General features: G+C 71.6%; 9 protein-coding genes. 6 read left to right on the top strand and 3 right to left on the bottom strand.

Going from position 1 to position 18,110, the window contains the following annotated elements:
- Positions 1-31: 31 nt before the first annotated feature.
- The 4 genes from JN535_RS00135 to JN535_RS00120 all read left to right on the top strand — a co-directional run bounded on the left by JN535_RS00135 (position 32) and on the right by JN535_RS00120 (position 9,679).
- The gene (locus tag JN535_RS00135; RefSeq protein WP_205200924.1) at positions 32-1,414 is read left to right on the top strand and encodes an MFS transporter; all 1,383 of its coding nucleotides are present in this window, start codon (positions 32-34) and stop codon (positions 1,412-1,414) included.
- A gap of 52 nt (positions 1,415-1,466) precedes the next feature.
- The gene (locus JN535_RS00130) at positions 1,467-2,552 is read left to right on the top strand and encodes an L-idonate 5-dehydrogenase (RefSeq protein WP_205200922.1); all 1,086 of its coding nucleotides are present in this window, start codon (positions 1,467-1,469) and stop codon (positions 2,550-2,552) included.
- A gap of 547 nt (positions 2,553-3,099) precedes the next feature.
- Entirely contained in the window at positions 3,100-6,024 is a 2,925-nt protein-coding gene (locus JN535_RS00125; RefSeq protein WP_205200921.1) for a LamG-like jellyroll fold domain-containing protein, read from the top strand.
- Positions 6,025-6,079: 55 nt separating this feature from the next.
- The gene (locus tag JN535_RS00120) at positions 6,080-9,679 is read left to right on the top strand and encodes a LamG-like jellyroll fold domain-containing protein (RefSeq protein WP_205200919.1); all 3,600 of its coding nucleotides are present in this window, start codon (positions 6,080-6,082) and stop codon (positions 9,677-9,679) included.
- A 283-nt stretch (positions 9,680-9,962) separates the two neighbouring features.
- On the opposite strand, the gene JN535_RS00115 is transcribed toward JN535_RS00120, so the two are convergent.
- Positions 9,963-10,940 carry a choice-of-anchor L domain-containing protein gene (locus tag JN535_RS00115; protein WP_205200917.1) on the bottom strand — a complete coding sequence of 326 codons (978 nt, stop codon included), beginning with the start codon at positions 10,938-10,940 and terminating at the stop codon, positions 9,963-9,965.
- Between the two features lie 347 nt (positions 10,941-11,287).
- On the opposite strand from JN535_RS00115, the gene JN535_RS00110 reads away from it, so the two are divergent.
- Together JN535_RS00110 and JN535_RS00105 are read left to right on the top strand one after the other, a co-directional pair.
- Positions 11,288-13,138 (top strand): glycoside hydrolase family 68 protein, encoded by a 1,851-nt coding sequence (locus JN535_RS00110; protein ID WP_307867994.1) that lies wholly within the window; start codon positions 11,288-11,290, stop codon positions 13,136-13,138.
- 105 nt (positions 13,139-13,243) lie between these two features.
- Positions 13,244-14,887, top strand: coding sequence for a glycoside hydrolase family 32 protein (locus JN535_RS00105; protein ID WP_205200915.1), 1,644 nt, complete (start codon positions 13,244-13,246; stop codon positions 14,885-14,887).
- A 109-nt stretch (positions 14,888-14,996) separates the two neighbouring features.
- On the opposite strand, the gene JN535_RS00100 is transcribed toward JN535_RS00105, so the two are convergent.
- A complete protein-coding gene (locus JN535_RS00100; RefSeq protein WP_205200913.1) occupies positions 14,997-16,562 on the bottom strand; it encodes a glycoside hydrolase family 32 protein in 1,566 nt (521 codons plus the stop codon).
- A gap of 93 nt (positions 16,563-16,655) precedes the next feature.
- Positions 16,656-18,089: a glycoside hydrolase family 32 protein gene (locus JN535_RS21355; protein WP_307867992.1), complete on the bottom strand. Its 1,434-nt coding sequence runs from the start codon at positions 18,087-18,089 to the stop codon at positions 16,656-16,658.
- Positions 18,090-18,110: the final 21 nt, after the last annotated feature.

The raw sequence follows: 18,110 nt of genomic DNA, 5'->3' as shown, positions 1-18,110 counted from the left end.
CTCCCGCACGGAGCCCGACCTGGAGGACCCCATGGACCGCACGATCTCCTCGAACCCCACCACGACCCCGACAGGACCGCCCGCGGGAGCCCGCGAACCGCACCCGGCCGAGGTCCGGCGTGCCGCCACGGCGGGCCTCGTCGGCACGGCGCTGGAGAACTACGACTTCGTGCTCTACGGCACGGCGTCGGCGCTCGTCTTCTCACAGCTGTTCTTCCCCAACGTCTCGCCCGCAGCGGGCATCCTTGCGAGCTTCAGCGCCTACGCCGTCGGGTTCTGCGCACGCCCGCTCGGCGGGCTCTTCTTCTCCCGCTACGGCGACCGGCTCGGGCGCAAGTGGGTGCTCGTGACGACGCTGCTGCTCATGGGCCTGTCGACGCTCGCCATCGGCTTCCTGCCGACGTACGAGCAGGCGGGTCTGCTCGCCCCGACGCTCCTCGTGCTCTGCCGGTTCGGCCAGGGCTTCGGTGCGGGCGCCGAGCAGTCCGGCGGTGCGACGCTGCTCACCGAGGCGGCGCCCCACGGCAAGCGCGGCCGGCTCGCGTCCCTCGTCATGGTGGGTGCCGCGAGCGGGACGGTGCTCGGCGCCGGGGCATGGGCCCTCGTCCAGCTGCTGCCCGAGGACCAGCTCATGAGCTGGGGATGGCGAGCCGTCTTCATGTCGAGCATCCTCGTGACGCTCTCCGCCTACTTCTTCCGCCGCAAGCTCAACGAGACGCCGGTCTTCGCCGAGGCCAAGGAGCAGAAGGTCACTGCCGCCGCGCCCGTGCGTGAGGTCTTCCGCAACGGCAAGCGTCTGCTCGCGATCGTGACCTTCATGACCGTCGGCCTGAGCGTCCAGTCGTACACGTACCAGGTGTTCATGGCGTCCTATCTCAAGGAATCCGTCCAGATCGACGCCGCGAAGGTGCCGCAGATCCTGCTCGTCGGGGCGATCTTCGGCGGTATCGCCGCGTGGCTGCTCGGCGGGTTGTCCGACCGGTTCGGTCGGCGCAGCACGTTCCTCGTCGTCGCCGGCGCGCTGCTCGTCCTGCCCTACCCGACCTTCCTGGCGCTCAACACCGGCGACCTGGCCTGGATCTACACAGCGATGATCGTCGGCTTCATGCTCGCGTGCCAGGGCGGCGTGGCGATCACGATGAGCTACTTCCCCGAGATGTTCGGCAGCCGCTACCGGTACGCGGGCGTGACGCTCGGCCGCGAGTTCGCGGCCGTGCTCGGCGGCGGCTTCGCCCCGCTCATCGCCGCGGCGCTCGTCACGGCATTCTCCGGGTCCTGGGTGCCCGTCGCCGTCTACATGTCCCTCGCGATGCTTCTCGCGTTCGTCGCCGCGCTCAGGGCACCGGAGACGCGCGACCGCGACCTCGCCGACCCCAGGAACGCGATCGACGACGTCGTCCCCACGACGCGTTGACCCCTGGCGCCCACGACCGCTCCGACCGATCGGCCCGCTCCGAAGGAGAACCATGACCGACCTTCCCACGACGACGACCGCCGTCGTCGCCCACGGCGCCGACGACCTCCGGGTCGAGCAGCAGCCCATGCCCGTTCCCGGCCCGGACGAGGCGCTCGTCCGGATGGCGTACGGCGGGATCTGCGGGTCCGATCTGCACTACTGGCGCCACGGCGCTGCGGGCGAGTCCGTGCTGCGGTCGCCCATGCGCCTCGGGCACGAGGTGTCGGGCACGGTGGTCGTGGCGGCGGCGGACGGCAGCGGGCCCGCCGCGGGGACGCCGGTGGCCGTGCACCCCGCCACGCGCGGCACCGCCCCGGGCCGGTACCCCCACGACCGACCCAACATCTCCCCGGGCGCGTCGTACCTCGGCAGCGCGGCGTACGTGCCGCACACGCACGGCGCGTTCGCGTCATACGTCGCGCTGCCCACCCGGCTCCTGCGCGCCCTGCCCCCGGGCCTGGACCTGCGCAGGGCCGCGCTCGCCGAGCCCGCCGCCGTCGCGTGGCACGCCGTCGACCGCGCAGGTGACGTGCGGGGGACCACGGCGCTCGTCGTCGGCGCGGGGCCGATCGGCGCCCTCGCCGTCGCGGTGCTCAAGCACCACGGTGCCGCGCGTGTCGTCGCGGTGGACCTGCACGAGCACGCGCTCGCGACGGCACGCGCCCTCGGGGCCGACGAGACGCTCCCGGCGACCGAGGCCGACGCGATCGCCGCCGTCGAGGCGGACGTGGTGCTCGAGTGTTCCGGGTCGACGCCGGGGCTCGAGTCCGCGGTCCGTGGCGCCGCGCGAGGGGGCACGGTCGTCCTCGTGGGCCTCATGCCCAGCGGCCCGCAGCCGGCACTGCTCTCGCTCGTCGTGACCCGCGAGCTCGACGTTCGCGGGTCGTTCCGTTTCAACGACGAGATCGACGACGTCCTCGCTGCGATGGCGGACGGCTCGCTCGACGCGGCCCCGGTCATCAGCCATGAGCTCCCTCTCCACCAGACCCTGGAGGCGTTCACCGTCGCCGGAGACGCGGCACGGTCGTCGAAGGTGCTGCTCGACCTGAGCCCGCGGCCCGGAGAAGTCCCGGGATCGTTGCCGTCATCACCGTGAGACGAGAACGGTCCGCGACGAGCGATCGCGTCACGCCCCCCGCGAGAACGACGACTCGTCGATCTCCGCGGGCCCCGGACGCGCGGGCGAGGTCCTGAGGCAAAGGGTCTCATCGTCGGAGTGCTCGCTGGGGACCGCCGTGAAACCCTCCGGTGCGCCTGGCGACACCTGGGCGGCGCCCCCCGAGGCACGTTCCCCGACGTTCGGCTCCACACGAGCCGAGTCAGTGACTGGCCGGTGGCAGCGGTGGGCCGACCGGGCCGCGCCTCAGCGACGACCTGCGACGACCACGGGTGGTTTCTCGGCGGTCGCAACGCCTGGCGGGCATGGACGCCGATTCGTGTGAGCGCTAACATGCGGTGGTCGGCCGGGCGTTGCGCACAACATCGAAAGTCGCCCGACGCGTCGACATGGGACGCGGCCGATCGAGAAGGAGCTCGACCGGACCGTCGTCCAGGACCGTGGCGCGTGTGGGTGTGTCCTCCCGCGCCGACGTATTACCCGCTCAAGGAGGAGGGGTGGCGTGCTGAACGCTAGAAGGAAGAACGTGGGCCATCGAGAGGTCGAGCGCCGACGCGCTGCGGCCGCCCTGGCGGTGCTCGGGCTCACGTCGGCGCTCGTCGCCGGCGGAGCGCTGAACGCATCGGCCGGGGTCGAGGTGCCTGAACCGGTGCTCGAGTACACCTTCGACGGTCTGGCGGGGGCGGGCGCCGGCACGGTCGTGCAGGACAGCGGGTCCGCATCCCACCCCGGCACCGTCCTCAACACCGGAGCTTCTCTCGTGACCGGTCCGACGGGCCACGAGGACGATCGCGCGCTCTCGCTGCCCGGTGGAGCGAACACGGCCGCAGCGCCGTACGTGCGGATCGCGCCGGGTTTGCTCGACGCGAGCACGACGGACGTCACGATGTCGGCGTGGATTCGTTGGAGCGGGGCTCCAGCGTGCACGTGGCCCTTCACGCTGGGTTCGGCGGTCGAGCGGCACGTGTTCGCCACGACCGATTGCGGTGGCAACGCCTACGGAGCGATCCGCGACGGCAACGAGGTTCGCGCGACCGGCCAGGGCACGGTCCCGACGAACCGTTGGGCGCACCTCGCGGTCGTCGTCGACGGTGGCACGTCGGTGTCGACGTACCTCGACGGCGTGCGTGTGGGGCACGCGGCGACGACGCACACCGCGGCCGCCGCTGTCGGGACTGCGACGTTCTCGGGGTACGTCGGGAAGTCGTTCTACGCCGCCGATGCGTACTGGGACGGCGCGATCGACGACGTCCGCGTCTACACCGAGGCGCTGACTGCGGAGCAGCTCCAGGAGGCGGAACGGGCCGTCTACGCGGCCGTCGCGCAGCGCGACGTGGCTGTCGACCTCGGTGACACGAGCGCCGTCGAGAACGACCTCGACCTGGCGACCGTCGGTGCCGGCGGCTCGACGCTCACGTGGGTCTCGAGCGCGCCGGACGTCGTGAGCACGACGGGTGTCGTGACGAGGCCAACCGCCGGCGAGCCCGACGAGCGCGTGACCCTGACGCCCACGGCGTCGTTCGGACCCGTGACCGTCGTCGGCGCGCCGATCGCGGTGACGGTGAGGGCCTGGGCCGAGGGTGACGGTCCCGAGGCGTTCCTCGCCCGGCAGGTCGCCGCGAGGATCCCGGAGCTGCCGGCGTTCCAGGGCGACGTGCTCGGGAGCCTGACGTTGCCCGAGAGCGGCAGCGACGTCGCCCCCGACATGCGCGGTGCCGAGGCGGCGACGATCGTCTGGCGGTCCTCGGACGACGCCGTCATCTCCGACACCGACTCCGGCACGGCGCCCGACGTGGTGCGCAAGGGATCCGTCACGCGTGGCGAACGGGACACGACGGTCACGCTCACCGCGACCGTCGCGGTCGCGGGTGCTGAATCGGTCGACGTGGACGTGGTGGTGAACGTTCCCGCGGACCCTCGCATCGGGCGCGAGGATTTCGAGGCCTACATGTTCGCCTACTTCACGGCGGACAGCATCGAGGGCGAGAAGATCCGGTTCGCCACGTCCGACGGCAACGACGCGCTGCGCTGGAAGGAGCTGAACGGCGCCCAGCCCGTATTGGAGTCGACCAAGGGCACGATGGGGCTGCGCGACCCGTTCATCATGCGCTCCCACGAGGGCGACCGGTTCTTCCTGCTCGCCACCGACCTGTCGGTCGGGCGTACGGGATGGGGAGGCGCGACCGACCGCGGCAGCCGCCACCTCGAGATCTGGGAGTCCACGGACCTCGTGAACTGGGGCGAACAGCGCCACGTCGAGGTCAACCTGCCGAACGCCGGGATGACGTGGGCGCCGGAGGCGTTCTACGACGAGTCGATCGACGCCTACCTCGTGTACTGGACGTCGACGATGTACAGCGACGAGGCGCGCACGGTCCAGGACGGCAACGGCCCGCAGATCCTCACGTCGATCACGCGTGACTTCCGCACGTTCACCGACCCCGAGCCCTGGTTCAAGGCGGCCGACGTCCCGGGCCTGGTCGAGGACCGTGGCCTGATCGACTCGACCGTCCTCAAGGACGGCGACACCTACTACCGGTTCACCAAGGCCACCCAGGCCAGCGGCTGCCCGTCCCCGGACATCATCGGGCAGAGGTCGACGAGCCTGCGCGCGACCACGGCCTCCGGCGCCTGGCAGCTCGTCGATACGTGCATCGGCCGCACCGCCGGCACCCCCGAGGTCGAAGGGCCGAGCGCGTTCCTCGCCAACGACGACGACGTCAACGGCAACCGGTACTACCTGTGGGTCGACGACTACGGCGGCGTGGGGTACATCCCGCTGATGACGGATTCGCTCGAGGGCGACGTCGCCTGGACCTACCCGTCGTCCTTCTCGCTCCCGCGCTCACCGCGCCACGGCTCGGTCATCGGGATCACGCGCGCCGAGCGCGACGCCCTCGCGGCGAGGTGGGCGCCCAACCTCCTCGTCACCGATGTCGCGCCCGTCGCGCTGGACGTCGAGATCGGCACCACGAGCGTCGACCTGCCCGCCACCGTGACGGCGACGTTCCGGGACGGGCACACCGAGCAGGTGGCGGTCGCGTGGGACCACGTGGACCTCGGGCAGCTCACGCGACCGGGTGACACCGTCACCGTCGAGGGCCGCCTCGCCAACGGCGCGGGTACGCCGGCCGTTGCGACGCTCACGGCTGTCGGTGACCCGCAGACCCAGGTGCCGCTCGAGGTCGAGCTGTCGCCAAGGTGCCTCGCGGGCAAGGTCTACCTCGCGGTGCGGGCGACGAACGCGGGCGACGTGCCCGTGGACGTGACCCTCACGACGCCGTTTGGAGAGAGGTCGTTCGCCGACGTGGCGCCGGGCAAGAGCGCCTACCAGTCGTTCGCGACGCGGACGACCTCGGTCGCGGCGGGCACCGTCACGGTCGCCGGCTGGGTCGACGGTGGCACCCCGACGTCCTACGAGGTGGCGTTCGACGCGCGTGCTTGCGGCTGACCATGCCCTACGGCCTCGACCTGCGGATGACACCCACGATGCGAGAGGAACGACGATGAAGTCCAGACCTTCCCGACTGCTTGCCCTCACCCTGCCGGGGTTGCTCGTCGCGAGCGGCCTCGTCGGGGTCGGGCTCGCGGCAGCCCCGGCAGCGGCCGCACCCGTGGCCGACGTGCACTACGCCTTCGACGACGACGCTGCCGTCGGCGCAGGCGCGACCCTCCACGATGCCGGCACCGGCGCCCGGCACGCCACCGTGGTCGGAACCGGGGCGTCCCTCGTCCCCGGTGTGACGGGTACGCCGGGGGACCTCGCGATCGAGCTGCCCGGGGGCGCCAACACCTCGGGTGCCCCGTACGTCCAGCTCCCGGCCGGCCTCGTCGGTCCGGGGCAGACAGATCTGACGATCGCCGGATGGGTCCGCTGGGACGGCGCCCGGGACTGCACCTGGCCCTTCGCTCTCGGGCGCGACAGCACCAGCTACGTCTTTGCCACCCCCAGGTGCGGAGCGGCATCTTTCGGAGCGATCAAGCAAGGCACGGAGCAGCGCTCCACCGCACCGCGGCCGCTGGTCGCGGACCGCTGGGAGCACGTCGCCGTCGTGCTCGACGGCGGCACCGACATCGCCTATTACCTCAACGGCACCGAGGTCGCCCGCTCCACCACGGCGCACACCGCGGAGGCGGCACTCGGTGCCGCCGCCGCGTCGGGTTACCTCGGCCGGTCCCTGTACGCAGTCGATCCGTTGTTCGGCGGGGCGATCGACGAGGTCCAGGTCTTCGCGTCCGCTCTGGCGCCCGGTGAGGTGGCCGCACTCGGCGTGGAGGGCTACACCGCGCTCGCCCGCGCGGACCTGGACGCGATCGAGCTCGGTGACACCGCCGACGTCCGTGGCGACCTGCCGCTGCCTGCCACCGGCAGCAACGGCGCGTCGATCACCTGGACGAGCAGCCACCCTGACGTCGTCACGAGCAGCGGCACCGTGCGCCGCCCGGCACCGGGCAGCCCGGACGTCACCGTGACGCTCACGCCGGCAGCCTCCCTCGGAGGCGTGGAGATCCGTGGCGACGCCGTCGACGTCGTGGTGCGCGCCTTCTCGACCGAGGAGATCACCGCCGACCTGCGGTCCCGTCTCGTCGTGCCGCCGATCGTGGGCGACGGATACTCCCTGCCCCCCGTGGGCGACGGGCTCGTCGTCTGGAGCGCCGAGCCGGCGACCGCCGTCGTGGACGGCATGCTCGTCAACGACGACGACGCGGCTCTCGACGTCGAGGTCACCGCGTCCGCCGCGGTCGAGGGTGACACGCTGACGAAGCAGTTCTCGGTGAAGGTGCTTCCGCAAGACGGTTCACAGGCGCTCCTCGCCTACACCCGCACCCCGACCTCCGTGGACCAGGCCAACCACCAGACCGTCGCCCGGTCGCTGCACCTCGCGCTCGGCGATCATGTCGAGACGGCCGAGCCGCTCAACGAGAACGGTGGTGTGCTCTTCGCGAGCAGCGTCTTCACCGGCGTCGACCTCAGCGACCTGCGCGCCCTGCGCGACCCGTCGCTCTTCTGGTTCGCTGACGGCACACTCGGCGTCATCGCCACACGGGTCGAGGTCGACGGCAGCTCGGACGGCACCCGGACGAGCCAGGCCCTCGTCTTCCGCTCGCAGGAGCCCGGCAACGTCACCGACTTCCGCGAGCTGGGCCTCGTCGACCTCGGGACGACGGCGGGCATCAACGACCCGGTCGCGCTCTACGACTCCGCCGAGGACCGGTACCTCGTGTCGTGGACCACCGACGCCGGGCGTGCGCAGCACGTCCTGATCGAGGACCTCGGGCGCACCGCCAGCGTGCCGGACCCGCACTCCCCGTACGGGGGGCGTCGCACCGTGGTCGCGACCGACGGCAACCGCGACCAGCCTCGCGACGGTGCGCCGATCACCACCGCGCTCGCCGTCCCCGACGACGTCGCCTCCCGTATCGCCGACGCCGAGCCGACCAACGCGATCACCGTCCCGGCCACGGCCGCTGACGCGCTGCGGACCCGGTTCGGCCGCATCACCAACACGGCCGTCACGGTCCCCGACCAGGAGATCGCCCCGGGTGCCACCGGTGCCCTCCAGGACGTCCGCGCGACCCTGACCTACTCCGACGGATCGACAGCCCAGCGCGCTGTCACGTGGGACGCCGACCAGCTGGCCGGCCTCGCCGACGCCGGCCCCGGCACCTACACGCTCGACGGCCGGATCAAGCAGACCCGGTACCCCCGCCAGTTCGCGCACAACCGGGCCGACCCGACCATCTACCGGTACACCCGGGACGCCGAGACCACCTATCTCTTCATCGCCACCGACGACACCAACAACGACAACGTCGGCTCCACCCACCTGCCGATCCGGGCCGCGAGCTCGATCGAAGCCCTCGCGGACGTCAACGGCGGTCGTTCGCTGGAGGTCGATCTGCTCAACCGACTCACCCGGGCAGAGAGGAACACGCAGGGCCGCACCATCGCAGGCTGCTACTGGGCACCGGAGATCCACGAGATCGGCGGACGCCTGTCCATCCTGTTCGCCCCCTGCTTCAACGAGAACGACTCCCAAGCGAACAGCGGTGGATCGTGGCGGACCGTGCAGGCCCACATCATGCAGCTCGAGGACGGGGGAGACCCGGCGAACCCCGACCACTGGTCGACTCCGGCGCCGATCCTCGACGCCGCAGGAAACCCCCTCGGACGACCGGGATTCGCCCAGAACATCTCGCTCGACATGACCTACGTCGAGGCCGGTGGTGAGGCGTACTACGCGTGGTCCCAGCGCTACGTCACACCCGGCTTGAGCGACCCCGCGACATGGATCGCCAAGGTCGATCCGGCCGACCCGACACGGATCACCACGACGGCGACGCCGATCATCGTGCCGACCCTGACGTTCGAGGACCATCTCAGCGAAGGCGCGTTCCCCCTGCACCACGACGGCAAGATCTACCTGACCACTTCCGGCTCCGGCGTCAGCCCCACCTACATCGTCGGCGGCGTGTGGGCGGACGAGGACGCCGACCTCACCGACATCCACAGCTGGCACAAGTACGGTGCCCCGCTGCAGAAGAGCGAACCCATGGTCACGGGCGTCGACTACGGCCGCTACGAGCAGGGCCCCGGACACGGCTCGTTCACCTGGGACGAGGACGACAACCTCCTCTACGTCTACCACCGCTGGGGCAACGGCACCGCCTCCGGCGATGGCCGCGACACCGAGGTCCGGCGCGTCCACTGGGCCGCCGACGGCCAGCCCATACTCGACATGACCTATGCCGAGGAGCTCGACCCGGAGCTCGCGGACGTCCAGGTCAAGGTCAAGGTCTCCGGAGAGGTGCCGACCGTCGACCTGGACGTGGACGTGTCGCCGCGGTGCCTGGCGGGCAAGACCTACATCGCGGTCCGCGCGACGAACGCGGGCAGCGTGCCCGCGGACCTGACCCTCACGACGCCGTTCGGAGAGAAGTCGTTCACGGACGTGGCGCCGGGCAGGAACGCCTACCAGTCGTTCCCGACCCGAGCGACGTCCGTCGAGGCGGGCACGGTAGCCGTCACGGGGACGGCAGTCCTCGACGGCACCCCTGTGGACACGGTGTACGACGTCGCCTTTGACGCTCGGACCTGCGGCTGAGGGCCCCTCTCGTCCCCGTGGACGAGGCACCTCCGGGCGTGGCGCGTCTTCTGATGCTCACCAGGCCCGGAGGTGCCTCGCACCGGCGTAGGGCGATTCCTCCTCGGCTTCGTCACGTCGCGATCCTGCGGGCCGGGCGCCGCGAGTTCGTGCGATTCGGTCTGCAGGTGCTGATTCGGTGCGAACGCGACGGTGTGGGTGTCCCTGCGGGGACGCCCACACCTCGTGCTTCAAGCACTTCCCGGCAGCAGACGTCGGCCGTGCCGGTGTGCGTCTGGTTCGGTCAGCGCCGGATCTGCCAGTACTGTCCGCCGTGGTTCCACCTGCCGTGGTCGCGATGGTCGCGGTCGGCCTGGGGGCCGTTGCCGCGGCTCGACACGAGGGAGTCCCGTCCGAGCAGGACGGTGCTGTCGAGCTGTCCGTCGCGGGTGTCGGCCACGGCGACCCGTACGGTGCTGACCCGCCGCGGTGTGACGCGGGCGTCGCACGTGAGGACCGTGGTGAACGCGTTGAGCTCCGTGTCGTGCGTCCCGGCGCCCGGGTCGTTCGGCGCGAAGTTCTCCACGTACAGCTCGGGGTGCGAGCTCGCGTTGACGGTGGCCGTGGACACCAGGTCACGTGTGCGCGGGACGGTGGAGCACGGCTGGCCGTTCACCCAGATGGCGAACGCGTCGGCGAAGTCCTGCTCGCTCCATCCTGCGTACTCCTCGCTGCCGAAGACGTAGGACAGGGAGAGGCGGTTGCCTGACGGCACGACCCGCATGGTGAGCACGGCCGCGTCGTAGGTGGTCTGCCCGACCAGGCGGTCGAGGGCGCGCGCGCCGCGGCCGCCGAGGTCGCCGGTGGTGGTCAGCTTCTCGTTCGGGCCGAGGACGGCCGAGGCGGAGAAGTCGGTGTCGGCCTCGGACTGCGGGTCGGCGTCGATGACCGAGCCGGTCGTGAGCGCGACACCGCGCGCGAGGCCGGTGTCGTTCATCCCGGAGAAGCGGCCGGCCTGGACGTCGTTGCCGGAGAAGGTGGCGCTGCGCACCGTGATGCCGCGCCCGGCGATCGTCGCGGCGAGGTCCTCTGCTTCGAGGTCGCGCAGCGACGTGACGCTCTGTCCGGGCGAGGAGGCCGCGGGCAGCGCGAGTACGACCGTGCCGCTCGTGGCGAGCGTGGCCGCGCAGACGATGCCGACCGCGCGGGCAGCGCGTCGGTGATGACGAGGCCCGCGCCGTGGCTCGGCCGGTGGCCGGCCGTGGGCTGTTGAGGTGTTCATGATGCTCCATGAGTTGTCGGAGTGCGCCCGGGGGCGCCGTCGCGCAGGGCGCGACGCGTGCTTCATGGAGGAGGAGATGTCGCGGGATTCGCGTGCCGTTCAGCCGAAGCCGTATGTGCGGCCGGCGTCATCGCCAGTCGTCGGGTGCGATGGGACGCACCGGGGAAGTCACCCCCTGTGACCGTTCCTGTGGCGAACCTGCCGATGCCTTGACAGGTGTGGTGCACGTCACACTACGCTCGAAAACGTTGGGGGAGAACCGTTCGGACGAAGACGCTCACGGATCCAGCAGAAGGTGAACGGACGTGAAGTCTTCGACACGCACACGACCACGCACGAAGAGGCTGGTGAGCGGACTGCTCGCCACCGGCCTCCTCCTGGGAACCATCACGATCGGCTCCACGACCGCCTTGGCGGCCGAGGACGACGAGGCGCCGACGCCCCCGTCGCCCACCGAGACCACGACGGACGACACCGCGCCGGTGCCTCAGGAGACGGCTCCGTCGGAGACCGCCCCCGCACTCGAGGAGCCAGTCCCGGCCGATCCGGCACCTGCGACAGAGGACCCCGCGCCGCCGGAGGGCGGCGACGAACCGCCTGCCGACGAAGCGCCACCGACCGACGACCCGGGTGAGGACGGGCTCGTCACCCCGTTCCGCTTCCCGGGCTTCCCTGCGCCGTCGATCCACAGCCAGCAGGCGTACGACCCGGAGGACGACTTCACCGCGCGGTGGACCCGTGCGGACGCCCTCCAGATCCGGGCGATGTCGGAGCCCTCCGCGCCGGCAGGGGAGAACTCCCTGCCGGAGGAGTACACGATGCCCGAGATCCCGCAGGACTTCCCGGTCCTGGTGGACCAGAACGGCACCCAGGTCTGGGTGTGGGACACCTGGACGCTGACGGACGAGCACTCGAACCAGCTGAGCTTCAAGGGCTGGGAGGTCATCTTCTCGCTCGTCGCCGACTCGACGGCCGGGTACACGTTCGACGACCGGCACACCCACGCGCGGATCGGGTTCTTCTACCGGCCCGCTGACGTGCCCGCCGACGAGCGGCCGGCCAACGGCGGCTGGATCTACGGGGGCCACGTGTTCCCGGACGGCGCCGCGGGCGCGATCTTCGAGGACCAGTCGTTCTCGACGGTCACCGAGTGGTCCGGCTCGACCCGGATCATGGAGGGCAACAAGCTCCGGATGTTCTACACGGCGGTCGCGTTCTACCGGGACGCGAACGACCAGGAGATCCAGCCCGCCGACCCGCGCATCGTCCAGACCGAGCTGCGCATCTTCGCCGACGAGGACGGCGTGTGGCTCACCGGTGCACGCGACCAGCACCAGCTGCTCGTGCCGGACGGGACGCTCTACCAGACCCGTGAGCAGAACGCGTTCGTCAACTTCCGCGACCCGTTCACCTTCGAGGACCCGAACACCGAGGACAGCCCGACGTACATGGTGTTCGAGGGCAACACGGGCGGTGAGCGCGGGTCGGTGCCGTGCACGGCCGAGGACCTCGGCTACCGCGAGGGCGATCCGTACGCCGAGCTGCCTGAGACCGTGACGGCCTCGGGCGCGAACTTCCAGATGGCGAACGTCGGCCTCGCCGTCGCCGAGAACAAGGCGATGACGCAGTGGCGGTACCTGCCGCCGATCCTGTCCGGCAACTGCGTCAACGACCAGACGGAGCGTCCGCAGATCTACGTGCAGGGGTCGAAGTACTACCTGTTCACGATCAGCCACCGGCACACGTTCGCGCGCGGCCCGGACACCGACTCGACCGATCCGCGGTTCTGGTACCTGGACGGTCCGGACGGCGTCTACGGGTTCGTGGGCAACGGCATCCGGTCCGACTTCCAGCCGCTCAACGAGGGGAGCGGGCTCGCCCTGGGCAACCCGACGAACCTCAACTACGCGGTCGGGACCCCGGCGAGCCCGGACCCGTTCCAGACGGCGCACGCGTTCCAGTCCTACTCGCACTACGTCCAGCCCGGGGGTCTCGTCGAGTCGTTCATCGACGCCATCGGCAACCCGGACGTGCGACGCGGCGGGACCCTCGCGCCGACGGTGAAGCTCAACATCGCCGGCACGAGCGCGGTCGTCGACCGCTCCTACGGCGACGACGGCCTCGGCGGCTACGGGGACATCCCCGCGAACGCCGAGCAGGCCGTCTCGCCCGATCCCGACCCGAGTCCGCTCCCGTAGCGGACGAGGGTCGCACGCCTGAGGCGGGGCGGCGGCACCCGGCCGTCGCCCCTCCCTCGCGCCCCGGCGGGCGGGTGGGATGCCACGGTGCCTAGCGTGGTGACGATGGCGAGAACCGGTCGCTCCACGGCACGGCGCGTCCCGTCACGCGGGGTCGCGGCAGCCGTCGCGCTCGCGCTCGCGCTGCTCGCGGGGTGCACCGGCACGCCGGAGGACGACCGGGCGCCGTCGGGCACGACGGCGCCCGGCCCGCGCGAGAGCACGGCGTACGCCGAGCCGTGGCGTCCGCAGTTCCACTACAGCCCGCCCGAGGGACGCCTCGCGGACCCGAACGGGCTCGTGTGGTTCGAGGGGGAGTGGCACCTGTTCCACCAGCAGGACGGGACGTGGGCGCACGCGGTGAGCACGGACCTCGTGCACTGGGAGACGCTCCCCACGGCGCTCGAGCACGACGAGCTCGGCCAGGCCCTGTCCGGGAGCGCCGTCGTGGACGGGGCGAACACGTCGGGGCTGTTCCCTGCAGGCGAGGGCGGCCTCGTCGCGGTGTACACCTCGACGGAGGGCGGTGAGGCGCAGTCGCTCGCGTACAGCACCGACCGTGGCCGCACGTGGGAGCGCTACGCGGACAACCCCGTGATCCCGAACGACGGGCGCAGCGACTTCCGTGACCCGAAGGTCTTCTGGCACGAGGCGACGCACCGGTGGGTCATGGTCGTCTCCGTGGGGGACGGCGTCGAGCTCCACGGCTCCCCGGACCTCCTGCACTGGGAGCGGCTCAGCACCTTCGGCGAGGGGCAGGGCCTGCACTCGGCCGTGTGGGAGTGCCCGGACCTGTTCCCCCTGCCCGTGGACGGGGATCCGGACGACGTGCGCTGGGTGCTCACCGTGAGCGTCGGCGACTCCGAGGAGACGAACGGGTCGACGGCCCAGTACTTCGTCGGCGACTTCGACGGGACGACGTTCACGCGCGACCCCGCGACACCGTCTGAGGCCGTGCAGATCACCGACGTGGGCCAGGACTTCTACGCCGCCCAGACGTTCGAGCACGCACCCGACGGGCGCAGACTCTGGCTCGGCTGGATGGGCAGCTGGCGCTTCCCCTACTCCGCCCCGACGACGCCGTGGCAGAACGCGATGAGCGTCCCGCGCGAGCTGTCCCTGCGGCGCGTGGCTCCGGACGGCCCCGCACCGTCGGGCGACGTGCTGCCCGACGGCGGGTACGTCCTCGCGCAGACGCCCGTCCCCGAGCTCCAGGTGCTGGGCGAGGGGACCACGACCGTCACCGACGTGGCGCTCGGGGACGACGAGGCGGTGCTCGACGACCCCGGCACGACCTACCAGGCGCTCGCGGAGATCGCCGTGGGAGACGCGGAGGAGGTCGGGCTGCGGGTCCGTGAGCGTCGCGCTGAGGACGGGTCGATCGAGGAGGCGACGGTCGTCGGCATCGGCCCCGAGGGGTTCTTCCTGGACCGGACCCACGCCGGCCTCACCACGCTGCCCGACAGGAGCGGGGAGAACACCGAGTTCGGGATCCGCCGAGCGGCGCCGTACGCGCCGCTGGACGGCGTGGTGCGGCTGCGGGTGCTCGTCGACGAGTCCTCCGTGGAGGCGTTCGTCGACGACGGGGCCCTCACCGGGACGATGGTGGTCTACCCCGGCGAGGGCACCGTCGGGCTCTCGGTCTACGCGCGCGGAGGGACGGCGACCTTGAGATCGATCGAGGTGACGCGGCTGGCCTCGATCTGGTGATTCGTGGGTGGTTCGCCCGCGATCGTCCGGCCCCCCGGACGAAGCACGTGCCGGTCGTCGTCGGTCGCCTCTGCGGGTGCCGCTTCGGTGAGCGGTATGGCGGCATGGCCTAGATCGCCTCCCCGAGCTCGCGGATCGTGATGCCGGTGAACCGCGCGGGGCCGCCGTCGGTGTAGAGCGAGATCCCCGTGTCTGTCTCGGCGAAGTGGACCTGTTGCGAGAGCACGGTGTGGCCCGCGTTGACGAAGACCTCGACGCTCTGGGTGTCGACGAGGATGCGCAGGTGCACCGACCTGGCGCCGGCGTCGATGGGGGCGGCGGCGCGCGAGTAGGGCGCGAGCGAGTAGCCGGCGAGGTCCGAGGGTCCGCGGTCGACGTACAGGTCCGCTCCGTACTTGCCGATGTTCGTGTGCCGGGAGCCGTCGGGGGAGCGTCCTACGGAGATGCCGACGTTCGTCGCGGTGTCCCAGGCGATGTCGAGCTCGATCTCGTACGCGCGTCCGGTCCAGGGCAGCACGGCGCTGCCGTCCACGGTCCGGTCGGGCAGCGTGGTGGTCGCGGTGACGTAGCTCGCCAGCGCCGTCACCGGGCTGCTCAGGAGGCTGTACCAACCACCGGGCTGTCGGGCGAGCCGTAGCTCGCGGACGATCGAGTTCTGGCCGTTGTAGCCGTCGGTCGCGTCGGTAGGGACGTCGCGGGCGGCGTACTTCCAGTTGTTCATCCACGCGACGGCGAGCCGCTTGGTCTCCGGTGCGTCGGCCGAGGGCCAGGTGACGGCGGCGTACCAGTCCCAGCCCCAGTCGAGCCACTGCGGGGTGAGGTCGTCCGCGAGGAACTGCTCGCCGTCCCACGTGCCCGTCCAGTAGGCGTAGGTCATCGGCAGACCGACCCCGTAGGCGTCCATGCTGGCGCCGAGCACCCAGTGGCGTGTCCCGTCGTCGGCGGTCATCTCGAACAGGTCGGGGCACTCGATGCCGCCGAGGGCGTGGTTCGGGTAGTCGAAGTTGCGGCGCAGCGTCCAGTCGCGCAGGTTCGGCGAGGTGTAGAAGGCGGCGTACCGCAGCCGTCCGATGACGCAGACCCACTCGGCCCGGGTGGCGTCCCAGTGGATCTTGGGGTCGCGGAACCACTCGGCGTTCTCGATCTCGGCGGGCGTCGTCGCGGCGCGACCGTCGGTGTTGACGATGACGGGGTCGGGCAGGGCGGTGAACGTGAAGCCGCCGTCGGTCGACCAGTAGAGGTACTGCTCCTGGTACCTGCGGATCCCGTCGGTCGGCTGGGTCGCGAGCGCGACGACCGCTCCGGCGCCGAAGCCGGCCGTGTTCGCCGTGTCGACGACGGCCGACCCGGACCAGACCGGGAAGTCGGGCTGCAGCGGCATCACGGTGCCGTGGTGGGTGAAGGCGACGCCGTCGGTCGTGGTCGCGTGGTCCCAGCCGCCGGGGCCGTTGTTCTGGTCGGAGTGCAGGTAGTACAGCTGGTAGGCGCCGTGCGTGGTGACCGGGCGTTGCGGGTCGCAGAGCCAGCCGCTGGGCGGAGTCATGTGGTAGACGGCGCGGAGCGAGCCCGGGGCTGCTGCTCGGGCTGCGGACGGCACGGCGCCGCCGAAGATCAGCGCGAGTGCTCCGGCGCCGGCTCCCTGGAGCACGGTGCGGCGCGAGACGGACGGCGTCATTGCTGGTTCCTCTCGTGGACGGGTGGGCGCGACGAAGCGTTCACCCTGGTTCGGGCGGTGGTGGAAGGACGGCTGGCAGGAGGGAAGAGCTCGTCAGCCCAGTGCGGCGGCAGGTTCGGGGGCGTCGGCATCGCTGGGCGCCTCGATGTCGACCGCGGTCACGTGCACGGTTCCTGGCCGTGCCGTCTCGAGGCTCGCGGTCACACCGCCGGCCCCCAGGAGGACCAGGTTCGACGCAGCCGCCTCACCGTCCCCGACGAAGACCTCGAGGAGGGGTCCGTCGAGGCTGAGGAGCAGGCGTGCCGGGCGGTCGCCCGGCAGGGGGACGGCGGTCGTCGACGGGAAGTCGGGGTGCACCGCCTCGGCGGCCGGGCCGCCGCGCGTGAGGCGCAGGCTCCCGGTCCCGGGTGCGTGCACCAGGTCGACGAAGGCGTCCGCCGCCCCGCGCAGCCGCACGCGGAGCGTGCCGGTCGTTGCGGGGTCCCAGCCGAGCTCGACCAGGACGTGCCCGGTGAGCGAGAGCTCCGCCGGGCGGTCGACGACGGCGACCGAGGTCGCCGCCGCGTGGGTGAGGCGCTCGCGGACGAAGGCCGGCGGTGCCTGCATGAGCGTGGGTCGTCCTTGCACGGTGCGGAGCCCGAGGACGCGTGGCAACGACATCGCGCCGCGCCAGGGGTCGGACGGGAACGCGTGCGCGTAGCGCCAGTTGCCCATCCAGCCGATCGTCACGGCCTCGCCGCCCGGGGCGTCGTCGAACGTGACGGCCGCGTAGTAGTCACGGCCGTGGTCGAGCCGGCGGAGCTCGGGGGTGTCCGGGACGAACGCGGTCCCGTCGAAGTGCCCGACGACGTAGTGCATCGACGAGCCCGCGGGGTCGGGGTCGTCGCCGACCGGGTTGGTGCTGAGCAGGAGCACCCACCGAGCGTCGTCGCCGTCACCGTCCAGGGGCAGCCTGACGAGGTCCGGACACTCCCACACGACACCCGCCGCCCCCAGGGGACCGAAGGTGCTCAGGTGCTCCCAGGTCACCAGGTCGGTGGAGGCGTAGAGCAGGACCTGCCGGTCGTCCGCCTCGACGGTGAGCATGACCCAGCGGGGGTGGCGGCCGTCGTCGTAGCGGATCACCTTGGGGTCGCGGAACGCGGTGGTGCCCCGGTCGAGGATCGGGTCGGCGGGGTCGGTCTTCCACGTGAAGCCGCCGTCGAGGCTGGTCGCCCTGGACTGTGCCTGGTGCCCGTCGTCGTAGGCGCTCGTGTAGAAGGCCGTGAGGACGTCGCCGCCGGCACGCGACGCCACGACGGAGCCGGAGAAGATCTGCTCGCCCGTCCGGTGCGCCAGCGCCACGGGGTGCTCGGTCCAGTGCTCCAGGTCGGGGCTCGTGGCGTGGCCCCAGCTCATGTTGCCCCAGTCGGAACCCTCGGGGTTGTGCTGGAAGTACAGGTGCCACAGGCCGCCGTGGTGCACGAGCCCGTTGGGGTCGTTCATCCAGTGTCGCCGGGGGGTGAAGTGGAATCGGGGCCGGGGCACGGTGGTGCTCGTCGGGGGCAC

Origin of the sequence: Cellulosimicrobium cellulans (genome assembly GCF_016921195.1) — a bacterium.
Taxonomy (GTDB): domain Bacteria; phylum Actinomycetota; class Actinomycetes; order Actinomycetales; family Cellulomonadaceae; genus Cellulosimicrobium; species Cellulosimicrobium cellulans_F.
This window is presented reverse-complemented; position numbering and strand designations above follow the sequence as displayed.